Raw genomic sequence first — 13,812 nt, 5'->3', positions numbered from 1 at the left:
TAGTTGGCCGTTTAAAAACGAATACGGAGCAAATGAAAAGAAAATGCTCTGTTTTTTGAGTTCCGTAATTGAGGAGATAATAGGGGTATCAAAGTAAGAAAGAGTGCTGTGTATGTTCAATGAAAAAGCGAATGAGCCAGCCACGATGGCGACCTACTATCAGCGGCGGTTGGAGCAAAGTAAGACGACATTGGAACGGATGGCTTTGTTTGCGTTATTTGAGCTGTTGTTTACTCGTGTGTCTGATACTACAGCTGGTTATAACCAACGGCATCATCATAGTTCCCAACACTAATAACCAGCAGCACTCGCCACATTGCTCCTGATGCTTCCCCCAAGCCAAGGTCGCGAGTGCTGCATTTTCTCTTCCCTGTTCTCATTAAAGAGAAATGCGTGGTGACTTTGTGAGCACTTAACCAATAATAAACTAACGATTTAGTTAAAATCTCGCATCTAACCCAATCAGAAGGAGTCGGAAATGGCCATTCGTAATGTGGTATTTGATGTTGGCAATGTGATTGTAAAATGGGCACCGCAAGAGATTGCCCAACTGACTTTTGGTGAGGGGGAAGAAAGCGCTGTTATGGCGAAAGCGGTATTCAAAAGTGAGTTTTGGCGTGATTTGAATAAAGGAAAATACACCGAGGCTGAGGTTAAACGCGCACTTCATCAGCAATTAGGGCTTTCTCTTGATGCGTTAGAGCAGCTTTTTTTCCATATTAAAGAGACACAAGTGCTACTTTCGGGAACTCAAAAGCTGATGGATGATCTTATCCAAGCGGGTTATCGTCTCTATGCGTTGACCGACAATGTGAATGAAATTGTTGCTTATTTGAAAGCCCAATATGATTTTTGGCCTAAATTTACAGGCGCGGTTGTATCGAGCGAATGTGGCCTTCTCAAACCAGATCCGGCGATTTATCAACATCTTGCACAAAGCCAGTATTTGGATCCGCAAGAAAGTGTCTTTATGGATGATATGCCCGCGAACGTTGAAGGGGCGCGCCAACAGGGTTTCCATGCCTTTCAATTTATGGATGCCGAGCAAGCAAGAAAAGAGCTTGTAAAGTTAGGGCTAAATTTTTAACGCACAGTGATTGTGCGAAGATGTGATATCCCGTTTTTACCCAAGGCCGGCGTGAGCTAGCCTTGGGTTTATTTTTATCCTTAAACCACGATTATTGGGTTGGATTAATCGTCAGTGGTTCAAAGGTTGCCACGGCATTGCCACTGGCGGCCGGATGATCTGTGTAGGAAGTGTTTTGCATTAGGGTATAAAACACATCCACAAAGTCATCATCGTTAACCAATACGCCATCGGGAATGGCTTCAATAATTTTTCCGGTGATTTGCGCGATGATGGCATAACCCTGAACTTGAGGATCAGGGATCAACTTAAGCACCTCTTCTGCAACTTTAACCAGTTGTTTAGCGAGTTCCTTATAGTCAGTGCCATCATCTTGCTCCATCAGTACCATATCGGCAGCGCCCCAATGGTAACGAGACCAGTGAATAACGACCTGATTTGGGAAATAATCTTGTTGATCGTAATCCAGATAAGGCATTTCAATAAGATCGAGCGTTGGTTTATCTCGGCTTGGATCCACCCCTGTCACCAAAGCATAGATTTCGGCACGGCCAGAAATCCAAGGTTCTTTGTCATCCTGCAAACGGATTTTCTTTAACACAGTCGTTGAAAGTGGGGGAGTACTTGCATTGGCGGAACGGTTAAGTGCACGGGTGGAAGCTTCAACAGAGCTGCTTTCTTCCGTAGCTAGTTGTGGATCTTGCCCAAGTCGCTGCATTTCGGCACGCATGGCTTGTAAGCCTGCTTTCAGCTCAATAGCGCTGTCGTTATCCACAACAAAAACGGGTACATCCGGTAACTGATAAACATCCAGTTGGTGGATTTGCCCATAAACATCAAACGCCTCAATGTATTGCCATGCATCATCATTACCACTGGGTTCAAAAGCAAATAGTGGGCTTTGACCCTCTTTCCATTCTTGTAACATGGAAGCATCGGCTAAACGCAATTGCAGCAATTGATCTGTATATTGTTCAATACCTTTCAAAGATCGCACGCTTTTATCAGCGGAGCGCAGTTGCTGGCTGAATTCGTCACTCGGTGCAACGTCGACCAATTCAGACACAGAAACACTGAGATTTTCTGCCGTGATCTGCGATTTTAGTGTTTGTGCATAGGCTGCATAGTGTTGGCTGAAGGATTCGGCCAATTGACGTTTTTGTGCCACGACTGCATCCGCTTTCGCTTGCGAATTGAGTGAGGTGGTTTGCGTTTCTTCTGACTGGCAGCCAAGTAAAGCAAAAGTCAGGAACACTGCTGTGGAGAGTGGTTTATGCATAGATGAACCCTTTTATTGTTGTAGTGAAATAGAGTTTTAACTCTACTTCGCTAAACCTACCACGATTTGTGCGTATTACAGAGCGGAAATATTCAGCAAAGTTATCTTTATGGCTCGAGATCAAATTCTGGTGAGGGTCAGTAGATAGGTGAAATACGTGGCTGATTACGGATAGAACTTTAGGAATAGCTGAATAACGTTGAAAATAAAGAATAAAGGGCAGAGTTATCTGCCCTTAGCCTAATTGTCTCATTTCAAGCACTGTAGCGCGCAATTTCTTCCTGCATATCCTCGGCTAATCTGGCCAGTTCGAGTGTGGCTTCTGAGCTTTGTTGTGCACCTACTGCGGTTTGATTAGAGATTTCGCTGATCGCGCTAATATTCTTGTTGATCTCTTCTGTGACGGCACTTTGCTCTTCTGAAGCCGCGGCAATCTGGGTGTTCATGGTTGAAATACGATCGACATTGGCAGAAATCTGTGACAAAGCGGTTCCGGCTAAGCGTGATTTTTCAACGGCTTTTGTTGCGCTATCGACTCCTTGTTCAATCATCTGGGTTGAATCTCGGCTGCTCTGTTGTAAACGCTGTACCGTTTGTAAGATTTGCTTGGTGGATTCTTGTGTGCGGCTCGCCAGTGTTCTAACTTCATCTGCGACAACCGCAAAGCCTCGACCTTGTTCTCCGGCACGGGCCGCTTCAATCGCTGCATTTAAAGCTAGCAAGTTGGTTTGTTCCGAAATACTTTGGATGACATCAATGACACTGCCGATATCTTCCGAATCTTTTGCCAGCAGTTGCATTGACTCCCTCATCTGTTGCAAATCATTCGATAGGCCCTCAATCATCGTAATGTTTTCACTGACCACGGAACGTCCTTGTGCTGCGGCTTGTTCCGCTTCTTCCGAAGCTTCGGCCGCTAAACCTGCACTGTGTGCCACTTCATGCACCGTAGCCGTAAACTGATGAATCGCAGTGGCGATTTGCTGTGTTTGCGACTGTTGTTCAACAATGTTTTGCTTGGTTTGCATGGCCACCGCGGCATTCTGCTCTGCGGCAGTCGCCAGTGCCGAGACAGAATGTCGATTATTGCTAATGACGTGTTGGAAGCTAGACACAATACGGTTCACGTATTCAGCTATATCAGAAAACTCATCACGACCAGTCACTGGGATTCGCTGTGTAAGATCGCCACCCGCAATGGTGGTGGCGGAATCGGCTAATTGCTGCACCGCATCATTTACCCGTTTAGCAATCAGCAATGCAAACGTTATGGTGATGATCAAAGCCAGTGACCCAAGTAGACCTACACCCCAAATAAACTGGTGTATCTCTTGCTGCGAAGATAAAAAATTATCCCTGCCTTCTTGGATCTGGATATCCAGAAACACCTCCGCGGCTTGCTTGATGTCACCATAAATAGGGTTGATTTTTTGCAGTAGTAGTAGGTCGGCGGCATCGTAATTCTCTGCTTTAAGTTGTTCAATAGCAGGTTCAAAACCGCTTTTGGTCACTTGATCTAGCTTCTCTTTCAGAGTGTTAATTACGGTTTTTTCTTGCGTATCTAACTCGGTTGCTAAAATCTCGTTATCAATAATGCGATGTAAATCCGTGAGAGAGCTTTGAATGCTTTCAATGTGCCGTTCAATGGGATGATCATGTAAAAGCGCATATTTAGATAAAGGTTCATGTTGAAAAGCGAGGAGTAGTTGGCTTCGCGCTGTGCCTAACTCATCTAACACTCGGCCGGCTCGAATGGTGTGCTGCATTCCTTTTGAGTAAAGCAACTCAATAGAATGTGAGGCATTTTGCATACCGGTAAGGCCTTTAAATCCGAGATAAAGGATGGAGACAGCAATCAATACTACAATCAACTTCAAACGAAAACTGACGCTGTGTAGAGAGTTTGTTGTATTTTTAGCTCTGTCACGATGGGCGTTATTCATTGCATAAGAAGTCATGTTCTACTCCGACAAGTAGTAAAAATATTAATTAAAGAGTTGTATTGACTTTAGTATGGCTCCCAGCGTGTGAATTAAAGTATTTTCATAACGTTATGATAAGTAGATCATGCTTTGGGTTTCACGTATCCATACAAGTTATTTTCGTCACCATACAGAATCTGGGTACCCAATGGCTGAAAGCCGATCTTGCGTAGTAGGGCGTTGGAAGCTTGATTATCCGGTAAGGTGATGGCGAGCACTTTCTCTAGTCCATAATGCTGAAAAGCGTGCTGTAAAACGGCAATTGCGGCTTCTTGCGCATAGCCTTTTCGCCAATGTTCGGGTAAAAATGCGTAGCCAAGATCAGGAGTATCGAGCTCTGACCTTTTCAGTACACCACACATACCAATCGGTGTGCCGTCTGTTTTTAGCTCAACCATATTTAAGCCAAAGCCATTCACCTGATAGCTTTTTATAGGACCGTGGGTGAGGTAATGAATCGCTTCTTGTGTGGTACGAACATTTTTGTCTGCGATGTAACGAATAAAGGACTCTTCATTGAGCAAGCGGATGATGAAATCACTATCACGCAGTTCAAAGTGACGAATCACTAAACGATCGGTTTTACACACGAATGACATGTTACCTTCCTTCATTATGGTATTGGATGTGTTCCGCCCATTTTTATCATAACTCGAGAGATTATAATGAAACGAATACTCTTCCTTTTGCTGGTTGTTTTAGCGGGTTGTTCTGACACGGTAAAACATCATTATGCCAATTTTCAGCAAGCGCAAGCTGATCATCTCTTTGAGAAAGGTTGGTTACCGCCGATTTTACCGAGTTCAACCACGCAGCTTGAACTTATCAATGATTTGGATAGCAATCGTTCAGAAGGATCGTTTGTGATTGCAGAAACAGACCTGATGTCATTTCTTGATCTGCTTGAAGCCACAGAGTCCGCTAATCAATATCGGTTTCAACTGGATGAGAGCGTGTGGATTTTTACACTTGAACGTCAAGGTAAAGTGAGTTATCAACTCACGTCACGAGCCGAATAAAAAGAACAACATGAATTATTTTGAAAGTCGTTTCAGTAAACCAAAAGGAAATAGATAAAATCGTGTTGATAGTAGGCACCGCTCAGTGGAAGTAACCGATCAATTGGTGGCGATTATGTTGCCTTCTTTGATTCACCGTGTCGGTGGGGAGACAGTAAAGCGCTTGAAGCAGCAAGCTCTGCCCTTGGGTTGTGAGTTCAAACGTATTCGCCGCTCACGCAACTGGCAGTTGATGGGGGAGGCGATGGCTATTCAGGCTTTTCTTATTCAACTTAGAGCGGAAGATGACCGTGAAGTTGAGTATTTGATCAAAAAGTTAGACGCCGGATTAAGGTTGCACAGTGATAAGTTAGAGCCTTTAGAAGCCAAATTGCAGCGCTTAATTGCGCAGAACCCGTCGATAACGTTAGCAGAACTGATGGCAGCTACTCATTGCAGCTTGATTCAAGCGCGAGCCGCACGTTTTGCTGAGGATCTGGATTGAAGACATACATCTTGCTGATGTGATTGCTAATAGCAGCACGGTGAGAAGTATTTCAAGTGTCTAAAACGGTGAAACCCCGACAGTTGGTAGCTATCGGGGTTTCGAATTTTTAGATTTCTCGGTTGGTAATGCCGATGATCTTATTTATGCAAAAGGCTGGATTTAATCCGAATAATTCCTTGGTAGGGAATTAGATACGGATGAAGTCCATGTGCTCAACTTTTGGCTTGTACGCGTGGCGTTGAACGTCTTGTGGTTTCACTTTCACTTCTTGGCCGTCGATAACCAGAACGATAGCTTCGTAAAACTCAGGCTTGTCCATTTGGTTCATCACGTCATCGTGGTTCAGTGAGATAGAAACTGGAGCTGCTTCACCACCGTAAACGATCGCTGGGAAGTAACCAGTGTTACGTAGGCGGCGGCTCGCACCTTTACCTAGATCAGTACGTAATACTGCTTCGAATTTCATAGTATTTACTCTCAAATTAGTAAAAAACAGAGTGACAGAACAATGCGACCTTGTCCGTGTCGTAGAGTTTCTAAGCCTATAAATAGGGTCAGAAACGAGCGCGGATACTAGCATTCATTGGCTGGTCGAGCAACTGAAAATCGGCTTTTATACGGTTTTTAGCGTGATTTGACTGCTTTTGCATCGTGTGACGATTTTTTTAACGTGAGCGTTGCTTTTAAACCACCCAAACGACTCTCACCCAACGCCAGAGCGCCACGATAGCTGTGCGCCATTTCACTCACAATATTAAGGCCAAGCCCAGTACCGGGTGTGGTTTCATCTAAGCGAACCCCACGTTTTAATGCTTTCTCGATATTTTCAGCCGGAATGCCTTGTCCATCATCTTCAATACAAATTTGCACCCAGTGTTCATCCATCGGATAACTATGGACGCGAATTAAGCTGTTTGCCCATTTATAGCTGTTTTCGAGAATATTACCGATCATTTCATCAAAATCAGTCGGTTCAACGGCCACTTCCAATTCAGAATCAAGCTCATTAACTAGCGTGATTTCTCGTTCGGCATAGACTTTGTCAAATGCTTGCGAAATCGCATCCACCCTTAAACTTGGCGAGGTTTTGACGGCAAGAATGTTGGCGGAACCTGCCATACGAGCTCGGCCAAGATGATAGTCAATTTGCTGTTGGATCTGTTCTACGGAAGGTTGCAATCGATCTTTGAGCTGTGAACTTTCCAGTTGCGCGACTTCGTTTTTAAGTACGGAGAGTGGCGTTTTCAGTGCATGTGACAGATTACCCGCATGATGACGCGCTCGTTCTAGCAATTCTTGGTAGTGGAACAGTAAAGCGTTGAGGTCATTCACCAGTGGTGAAATCTCTTTCGGGTAATCGCCATTCACCGAATTTTGCTGGCCATTACGCAATGCGGCCAGTTCACGCTGCATTTTCGAAAGTGGTCGAAGTGACCACGTTACTTGCGCCCCAATCAAAATCAGTATTCCACTAAACAGCAGTCCTAAAATCATCCACAACTCTTTGCTGACTCGCTGCAATGTCGCTTTAAGTGGTGCATCGTCTAGGCCAATTGTGATGGTGATTGGCTGTGAAAAATCCGGTAAATAAACGGTACGTTTTAGCACAATCAAAGATTCACCATTTGCACCGCGATAAATTGTGTCGTGCACATGCGATTCTTCGGTTAAAAAACGATCCCACAATGAACGTGAACGCAAGGTTTGTTCACCCAAGGTGGCTGACCAATACAACCCACTATATGGCTGCGCAAAACGTGGATCGGCAAGGCGAGTTGTAAGGGTAAGCTGCCCTTGCGGATTGGCTTCCAGATTGGCGGTGATCTCATCCATCGAGAGTTGTAACTGGCTCTGCACATCTTGAATCAAGTATTGATGAATGAGGTTTGGAATAAGGTAGCCCGCCGCTAAGATCATCGCGCTAAGCCACAACGTGGCCGTAAGCAGCAAGCGGGTTTTTAAACTGAGATGACGTAAGGCGCGTGGCTTAGCAGGCATGCAGTTGATACCCAAGACCACGCACGGTTTTGATCACGTCAGGTGCAATTTTTTTACGCAGGCGTCCAATGAATACCTCAATGGTATTGGAGTCGCGATCAAAATCTTGCTTGTAGATGTGCTCTACCAATTCGGTACGTGAAATCACTTTCTCTGGGTTATGCATGAAATAAGCGATCACTTTATATTCCAACGCAGTGAGGCTAATGGCTTGTCCACGCCACATCACTTTGGAAGTGCGTGTATCTAAACTGAGATCGCCCACTTGCATCACTGGAGAGGCGTTGCCTGAAGCGCGACGTAATTGAGCGCGGATACGAGCGATCAGCTCCACCATTTCAAATGGCTTGGTAAGGTAATCATCCGCACCCGCATTTAAACCTTCCACACGCTGAGTTAGGGTGTCTCGCGCACTCAAAATCACCACAGGTGTGTTGATGTTTTCATCTCGAATACCTTTGAGTACGGTCAATCCATCCAATTTGGGCAGGCCGAGATCGAGCACAATTACGTCCCATTCTTCGGCAGTGGCGCGATACAGCGCATCAATCCCATCTTGTGAGAGCTCGGGAACCCAGCCCGTTTGATCTAAGGCAGATAGGATTTGGTTACCCAACTGTACATCATCTTCAACAACTAATATTTTCATGGCTTGCTCGGTTATTTTTTTATGGCACGAATGACGTTGCGACCGCGAATCGACATCAATTCAAGCGTGGCTGCATTATATTCCACACGAAACACTTGGTTGTCATACACCAATTTCAGCTCATAAATCCATTCGCTGTCGTCTTCATCAAGTTCAACCTTGATTAAGCGCCCATTCAGTTGTTGATCAACCGTTGCGTAGAGTTCTGCAAATGGACGAATGAGACCTTTTTGAACGGCGCGGTAAACATCATCTTGGTCTTCATCAATTTCGATTTGCGTCCCTTCACGATACGAACCTTGTTCCCAATCTCGCACTTTGTTATCAGCGTGAGCTGGAAATGTGAACCCTAAAAAGAGCAGCAGGAGTAGGGTACTCGCTTGCGGCTTCAGCGGCATACGGAGAATGTGCATAGTAAATACCTGAATATTGAATCTGTTGCCGAGTATAGCCGGAGAAAAATGAACAGAAAGTGAATTCATTTTCAACTCTTTCCGGCTTGCAGGGGATAGTCGCTATTTCTAGGGCTGAAATGGTTTGCTCTCGGTTGAAGAGGCAAACTCATCGGCAAACACTTTGTCACGAATTGCCCAAAAGCGGCCAGATTTACGAGCAATCACAAACAATGGCGGCCGAAAACGGTGCTGATGATCCACCACTTTCGCCGGCGTTGTTGCCTCAAAAGGCCGATGTTTATCCGCCAAATGTGGGCGTACAAATTGATCGCGAAATTGCTGCTTTTGGCGTGGCGTGCCTAGTGACCAAAATTGGTGTACTTGCACCGCATCTTGCCCGTGGTAAGTCACTTGCAACTGACTTTTCCCCTTGGCGTCTTTATGAACTTTCAAGCTCATGTCGGTACATTCAAACACCAGTGCATCTTTCAGGTTGAGCGCTTCTTTGAGCTTTTTATCAGGGTCAACCAAGGTGGCATCACATTCATGGCAGATGCGCGCTGCGATGTCGTTATCCGCACCACACTCATTGCAGTATTTAGCCCGAAAGCGATAACCACAATGTTCACGCTCGCCTGTCTCTTCATCTGTGAAAAAACCTTGGCAGCGGCGACCATAATGTTCAAGCAAGAAGCCGTTCGCATCGAGCTTGCCCCAGAAATTATTGTTGAAACCGCAAGCGGGGCAGGGAATGGTGATGATTTCGCTGTCTGAATCTGGCTTTGGGTCACCGACTTCAGGTTGATACAAGTCGTACTGATTTCCCGCGTAGTCGAGCAGCAAGCAATCGGTTTTACCTGCGGAGAGGCGCAGCCCTCGGCCAATGATTTGCTGATATAAACTGACCGACTCGGTGGGGCGTAAAATCGCAATCAAATCGACATGCGGTGCATCAAACCCCGTGGTGAGCACGGACACATTGACCAAAAACTTTATCTGCTGCTGTTTGAAGGCTTGGATGATGCGGTCACGTTCTGGCGTTGGGGTATCCCCAATCACTAACGCGGAGTGCTCGGTGGGCAGTAAGCGATAAATCTCTTCGGCGTGGCGCACGGTCGCAGCAAAAATCATCACGCCTTGTCGATCTTTAGCAAACTGAATGATCTGCGCGATAATTTGCGGTGTGGCGCGTTGTGACTGTTCAATCACTAAATCGAGTTCAGATTCACGATAGCGCCCCGTATTCGCTGGTTTAAGCTGTGAAAAGTCGTAACTCATCACTGGGGTATCAATCAGTTTTGCGGGGGTGAGGAAACCTTCGTCGAGCAGATAATGAATCGGCAGCTCAAAAATACAATCGCGGAAAAAACGGGGCTCTTCGCTACGTACTAAACCGCGGGTGTGGTACTGATAGAGCCATCCCATTCCGAGCCGATACGGCGTAGCCGTCAGCCCAAGCACTTTCATCCCTGGATTGAGTTCCAGCAAATGGCCGATCACTTTTTGGTAACTGCTGTTTTTGTCATCCGGTACACGGTGGCACTCATCAATCACTAATAAAGAGAACTGATTTTGGAACTCGCTTAAGTTGCGTACTACCGATTGTACTGAGGCAAACACCACTTGCTGATCGGTCTCTTTACGGCCTAATCCGGCTGAAAAAATCGCTCCCGTCAGGCCATAGCCTTCATATTTGGCGTGGTTTTGCTCAACTAATTCTTTGACATGCGCCAACACCAAAACTCGCCCCCGTGCTAAGCGGGCGAGTTCAGCAATCACTAAGCTTTTGCCTGCACCGGTTGGCAGAACAATCACGGCTGGGGTCGAGTGCTGGCGAAAATAGTGTACTACCGCTTTAACTGAGTCTGCTTGATAAGGTCGTAACGTATACATCCGTTGGGAGTTACCGAAGTTTTGGGCAATTGATGTGTTTTGCATCGCTTAGGACGCGTGAGATGCAATTGCGCTGGGTAATTGTCGTGACAGGTCTGTATAATAGCCGACTTCAAGCAGATGAGGTAAGCATGCGTTTAGACAAATTCCTGTGTGATGCGCTCGGTACGACGCGCAAAGAGGCCACTCAACTTCTCAAAAGAGGTGAAGTGACCGTTGATGATGTTGTACAAAAAAGCGGTGCGTTCAAGCTCAAAGAGACGTCACGTGTTGAGTGGCAAGATCGCGAAATCACGCTGCATGGACCACGCTATATCATGATGCATAAGCCTGACGGTGTGGTCTGCTCACATGAGGATGGTTTTAACCAAACTGCTTTTACCTTGCTTGACGAAGTGAATATTGAAGATTTGCATTTTGCAGGGCGTCTGGATGTGGATACCACAGGTTTACTGCTGATTACCGATGATGGTCAGTGGTCACACCGTGTAACTTCACCCAAACATAAGTGTGAGAAAACGTACCGCGTGTGGTTGGCAGATCCCATTCAAGGTGATTACGCTGAGCAATTCACCAAAGGCATCGAATTACGCGGTGAACGCGAGTTGACCTTACCTGCACAGCTGGAAGTGGTTAGTGAAACCGAAGTGCTGCTGACCATTCATGAAGGTAAATACCACCAAGTGAAGCGCATGTTTGCGGCTTTGGGTAATAAAGTCATTGGGTTGCATCGTGAGCGAATTGGTCAAATTACGCTGGATGAAAGCTTAGAACCGGGTGAATACCGTTATTTAACGGAAGATGAAGTCGCTTCAATCTGGAAATAAACAGAGATTTAGGAAATAGATTGTTTCCGAATTAGAACTAGTGAATCGCGGCATTTTTTAAGACCATACTTTAAAACCATCGGGGAAGTTCCACTTGAAGATGCCGCTTCAAGTTGCTGACGTATCGACGCCCCATCGAGCAATCTCTGATTAGCGTAAGCCTTGTGCCGTTCGCCAACACATTAACCTAGTTCTACGGAGAATTATGTCTGTCTCATCCATGAATACTCAGCAAGCTCCGCAAATGAGTTTGCTGCTTTATATTGTGCTCGGTGCGCTCGGTGCTTTGACACCGCTGGCGATCGACATGTATTTACCTGCCATGCCAACCATTGCCCGCGATTTTGGTGTGAATGCAGGTGCGGTGCAAATTACCCTGACGGCATACACCGCTGGCTTTGCGATAGGGCAGTTGCTACATGGTCCACTCGCTGACAGCTATGGCCGCCGCCCCGTGATGTTATGCGGTATCTTTTTATTCGGCATCGCAGCGATGGTCAGTGCCACTACGGATGGTATTGATGCCTTAACCTATGTTCGTGCTGCGCAAGGTTTTGCGGGCGCAGCTGCCGCGGTAGTCATCCAAGCCGTGGTACGCGATATGTTTGATCGCGAAGATTTTGCGCGAGCGATGTCGTTTGTCACTTTAGTGGTGACGCTGGCTCCTTTGGTGGCGCCTATGATTGGCGGGCACTTAGCAATTTGGTTCGGTTGGCGTTCGATTTTCTGGGTATTGGCACTGTTTGCCGCGCTTGTGATCGCTATGGTCATGTGGAAAATCCCAGAAACGCTGAGTCCTGAGAATCGTCAACCATTGCGTTTTCGTAGCACCATTCGTAACTACTATAATCTTTGCAAAAACCCAGTGGCGATGGGGCTCATTTTCTCGGGTGCTTTTTCATTTGCAGGAATGTTCGCTTTCTTAACCGCAGGGGCGTTTGTGTACATCGATATTTATGGTGTCAGCCCGAGTGAGTTCGGTTACCTGTTTGGACTGAATATCGTGGCGATGATTGCCATGACCAGCATTAACGGCCGTTTTGTAAAACGAGTAGGCTCGCACAACATGCTGCGCTTTGGCTTATCTATCCAGTTGATTGCTGGGGTTGGTCTATTCACGAGTTGGTTAATGAATTGGGGATTGTGGGGAACCGTACCTTTTGTGGTGCTGTTTGTTGGCACAATTTCAACGATAGGCAGTAACTCCATGGGATTACTGCTGAGTAAATACCCACGCATGGCGGGCACGGCTTCGTCATTAGCGGGGACGCTGCGTTTTGGTACCGGCTCGATTGTAGGTGCAGTGGTGGCTGCAATGCCAGGTACTGAAACGTGGCCAATGATATTTGTGATGGCCGCTTGCTCTGTGTTATCAGGCGCCTTTTACTGGACGTTAGGAAAAAAAGCGTAATGGCGAACTACCATTTAGAAATTCAAAATGTGGTGAACACTGCATTGGCAGAATTAGAGGCCGAGCATAAAGCGGGCAAACTGGCGAATGCGCCTGTGGCGAATAACCATTTTTTGGTGCACTGGGTGACCAAAGCACTGAAAGCACAACGTTTTCATCGTTGTGTGGGTGACAATTTAACTCAGTGGCAGAAAGCAGGGCGCTCAAAAGGGACAGAATCACAACTGTTACCGACGTTTCAACGCATTTCTGCGTATTACGCCCATTTCTTTGCTGAGCAAGATCATACGCCGATTACCGATAAGCAGATCGAAGCTTTCTTGGATGAGATGGAGCAAGCAGGTTGGGAGGTTTCAACCTCTGAACCATTAGTGAATGCAGGCAAAGTACAGATTTTTACTGATGGTCAGAACTCATTGGCATTGTGTTCCGTGCAGTGTGAAGCCTGTTTCGATGGCGAGTTGTTAGTAAAACCAATGAACTGGTTTGTGCGTGGGCATCACGCCGGCTTTGTTGAAAAAGCTTTCGCTGCCGGATTTATGGTTCACAAGCAGACTGATTACAAATCGAATGTGAAATATCACGGTGAATACCTGATTTTCCCTGATAACCAAGGCACACAGTTGGCTGAGATTCCGATTTCATTTCGTGCTCAATAAGTAGATTTGATCGATAAATCAATCCCGTCACTTATTTTTGACGGGATTGGTTTAGAAGTGTTACGGCTTTGTTGTGTAATTCAGGCTGGAGACAAATCCCCCCACTTTGTGTGCATCTTAGTCATT

At 46.1% G+C, this 13,812-nt stretch carries 15 protein-coding genes; 7 read left to right on the top strand and 8 right to left on the bottom strand.

Annotated elements, in window-relative coordinates:
- Nucleotides 1–112: 112 nt before the first annotated feature.
- Nucleotides 113–295, top strand: a complete 183-nt coding sequence (locus tag VOA_RS0118540) for a hypothetical protein (RefSeq protein WP_000481434.1) — start codon at nucleotides 113–115, stop codon at nucleotides 293–295.
- A 183-nt stretch (nucleotides 296–478) separates the two neighbouring features.
- The gene (locus VOA_RS04860; RefSeq protein ID WP_001007819.1) at nucleotides 479–1,087 is read left to right on the top strand and encodes an HAD family hydrolase; all 609 of its coding nucleotides are present in this window, start codon (nucleotides 479–481) and stop codon (nucleotides 1,085–1,087) included.
- 91 nt (nucleotides 1,088–1,178) lie between these two features.
- On the opposite strand, the gene VOA_RS04865 is transcribed toward VOA_RS04860, so the two are convergent.
- The 3 genes from VOA_RS04865 to VOA_RS04875 form a co-directional block, all read right to left on the bottom strand.
- The gene (locus VOA_RS04865) at nucleotides 1,179–2,366 is read right to left on the bottom strand and encodes a DUF3103 domain-containing protein (RefSeq protein WP_000549495.1); all 1,188 of its coding nucleotides are present in this window, start codon (nucleotides 2,364–2,366) and stop codon (nucleotides 1,179–1,181) included.
- Between the two features lie 254 nt (nucleotides 2,367–2,620).
- Nucleotides 2,621–4,324 (bottom strand): methyl-accepting chemotaxis protein, encoded by a 1,704-nt coding sequence (locus tag VOA_RS04870; protein WP_000205071.1) that lies wholly within the window; start codon nucleotides 4,322–4,324, stop codon nucleotides 2,621–2,623.
- Between the two features lie 107 nt (nucleotides 4,325–4,431).
- Nucleotides 4,432–4,947, bottom strand: coding sequence for a GNAT family N-acetyltransferase (locus VOA_RS04875; protein WP_000011352.1), 516 nt, complete (start codon nucleotides 4,945–4,947; stop codon nucleotides 4,432–4,434).
- Between the two features lie 66 nt (nucleotides 4,948–5,013).
- On the opposite strand from VOA_RS04875, the gene VOA_RS04880 reads away from it, so the two are divergent.
- Nucleotides 5,014–5,367, top strand: coding sequence for a hypothetical protein (locus VOA_RS04880; RefSeq protein ID WP_000821607.1), 354 nt, complete (start codon nucleotides 5,014–5,016; stop codon nucleotides 5,365–5,367).
- 85 nt (nucleotides 5,368–5,452) lie between these two features.
- Entirely contained in the window at nucleotides 5,453–5,851 is a 399-nt protein-coding gene (locus VOA_RS04885) for a ribosome recycling factor family protein (RefSeq protein ID WP_000454038.1), read from the top strand.
- A 190-nt stretch (nucleotides 5,852–6,041) separates the two neighbouring features.
- On the opposite strand, the gene rplY is transcribed toward VOA_RS04885, so the two are convergent.
- From rplY to VOA_RS04910, 5 genes are all read right to left on the bottom strand, one after another.
- Nucleotides 6,042–6,320, bottom strand: a complete 279-nt coding sequence (gene rplY / locus VOA_RS04890) for a 50S ribosomal protein L25 (protein ID WP_000667185.1) — start codon at nucleotides 6,318–6,320, stop codon at nucleotides 6,042–6,044.
- Nucleotides 6,321–6,478: 158 nt separating this feature from the next.
- Nucleotides 6,479–7,852: an ATP-binding protein gene (locus VOA_RS04895; RefSeq protein ID WP_001111005.1), complete on the bottom strand. Its 1,374-nt coding sequence runs from the start codon at nucleotides 7,850–7,852 to the stop codon at nucleotides 6,479–6,481.
- Nucleotides 7,842–8,501: a response regulator transcription factor gene (locus tag VOA_RS04900; protein WP_000699606.1), complete on the bottom strand. Its 660-nt coding sequence runs from the start codon at nucleotides 8,499–8,501 to the stop codon at nucleotides 7,842–7,844. The genes VOA_RS04895 and VOA_RS04900 overlap by 11 nt, the downstream gene beginning before the upstream one ends.
- Before the next feature lie 11 nt (nucleotides 8,502–8,512).
- Nucleotides 8,513–8,914, bottom strand: coding sequence for a PepSY domain-containing protein (locus VOA_RS04905; protein ID WP_000547809.1), 402 nt, complete (start codon nucleotides 8,912–8,914; stop codon nucleotides 8,513–8,515).
- 108 nt (nucleotides 8,915–9,022) lie between these two features.
- The gene (locus VOA_RS04910; protein ID WP_000288425.1) at nucleotides 9,023–10,789 is read right to left on the bottom strand and encodes a DEAD/DEAH box helicase; all 1,767 of its coding nucleotides are present in this window, start codon (nucleotides 10,787–10,789) and stop codon (nucleotides 9,023–9,025) included.
- Between the two features lie 131 nt (nucleotides 10,790–10,920).
- On the opposite strand from VOA_RS04910, the gene rsuA reads away from it, so the two are divergent.
- The 3 genes from rsuA (at nucleotide 10,921) to VOA_RS04925 (ending at nucleotide 13,686) form a co-directional block, all read left to right on the top strand.
- Complete coding sequence (gene rsuA / locus VOA_RS04915; protein WP_009356088.1) at nucleotides 10,921–11,616, top strand: 16S rRNA pseudouridine(516) synthase RsuA; 696 nt, start codon at nucleotides 10,921–10,923, stop codon at nucleotides 11,614–11,616.
- 205 nt (nucleotides 11,617–11,821) lie between these two features.
- Nucleotides 11,822–13,027, top strand: coding sequence for a Bcr/CflA family multidrug efflux MFS transporter (locus VOA_RS04920; RefSeq protein WP_009356087.1), 1,206 nt, complete (start codon nucleotides 11,822–11,824; stop codon nucleotides 13,025–13,027).
- The gene (locus VOA_RS04925) at nucleotides 13,027–13,686 is read left to right on the top strand and encodes a DUF2913 family protein (RefSeq protein WP_000024975.1); all 660 of its coding nucleotides are present in this window, start codon (nucleotides 13,027–13,029) and stop codon (nucleotides 13,684–13,686) included. The genes VOA_RS04920 and VOA_RS04925 overlap by 1 nt, the downstream gene beginning before the upstream one ends.
- Nucleotides 13,687–13,812 lie beyond the last annotated feature (126 nt).

Source organism: Vibrio sp. RC586 (assembly GCF_000176715.1).
Classification (GTDB): domain Bacteria; phylum Pseudomonadota; class Gammaproteobacteria; order Enterobacterales; family Vibrionaceae; genus Vibrio.
This window is presented reverse-complemented; position numbering and strand designations above follow the sequence as displayed.

What these genes read in the sequence shown, in the direction of transcription:
- VOA_RS04880 (WP_000821607.1), top strand. Translation starts at nt 5,014, where the DNA reads ATGAAACGAATACTCTTCCTTTTGCTGGTTGTTTTAGCGGGTTGTTCT.
- VOA_RS04925 (WP_000024975.1), top strand. Translation starts at nt 13,027, where the DNA reads ATGGCGAACTACCATTTAGAAATTCAAAATGTGGTGAACACTGCATTG.
- VOA_RS04920 (WP_009356087.1), top strand. Translation starts at nt 11,822, where the DNA reads ATGTCTGTCTCATCCATGAATACTCAGCAAGCTCCGCAAATGAGTTTG.
- VOA_RS04910 (WP_000288425.1), bottom strand. Translation starts at nt 10,789, where the DNA reads ATGTATACGTTACGACCTTATCAAGCAGACTCAGTTAAAGCGGTAGTA.
- VOA_RS04865 (WP_000549495.1), bottom strand. Translation starts at nt 2,366, where the DNA reads ATGCATAAACCACTCTCCACAGCAGTGTTCCTGACTTTTGCTTTACTT.
- VOA_RS04875 (WP_000011352.1), bottom strand. Translation starts at nt 4,947, where the DNA reads ATGTCATTCGTGTGTAAAACCGATCGTTTAGTGATTCGTCACTTTGAA.
- rplY (WP_000667185.1), bottom strand. Translation starts at nt 6,320, where the DNA reads ATGAAATTCGAAGCAGTATTACGTACTGATCTAGGTAAAGGTGCGAGC.
- rsuA (WP_009356088.1), top strand. Translation starts at nt 10,921, where the DNA reads ATGCGTTTAGACAAATTCCTGTGTGATGCGCTCGGTACGACGCGCAAA.
- VOA_RS04860 (WP_001007819.1), top strand. Translation starts at nt 479, where the DNA reads ATGGCCATTCGTAATGTGGTATTTGATGTTGGCAATGTGATTGTAAAA.
- VOA_RS04905 (WP_000547809.1), bottom strand. Translation starts at nt 8,914, where the DNA reads ATGCACATTCTCCGTATGCCGCTGAAGCCGCAAGCGAGTACCCTACTC.
- VOA_RS04900 (WP_000699606.1), bottom strand. Translation starts at nt 8,501, where the DNA reads ATGAAAATATTAGTTGTTGAAGATGATGTACAGTTGGGTAACCAAATC.
- VOA_RS04895 (WP_001111005.1), bottom strand. Translation starts at nt 7,852, where the DNA reads ATGCCTGCTAAGCCACGCGCCTTACGTCATCTCAGTTTAAAAACCCGC.
- VOA_RS04870 (WP_000205071.1), bottom strand. Translation starts at nt 4,324, where the DNA reads ATGACTTCTTATGCAATGAATAACGCCCATCGTGACAGAGCTAAAAAT.
- VOA_RS0118540 (WP_000481434.1), top strand. Translation starts at nt 113, where the DNA reads ATGTTCAATGAAAAAGCGAATGAGCCAGCCACGATGGCGACCTACTAT.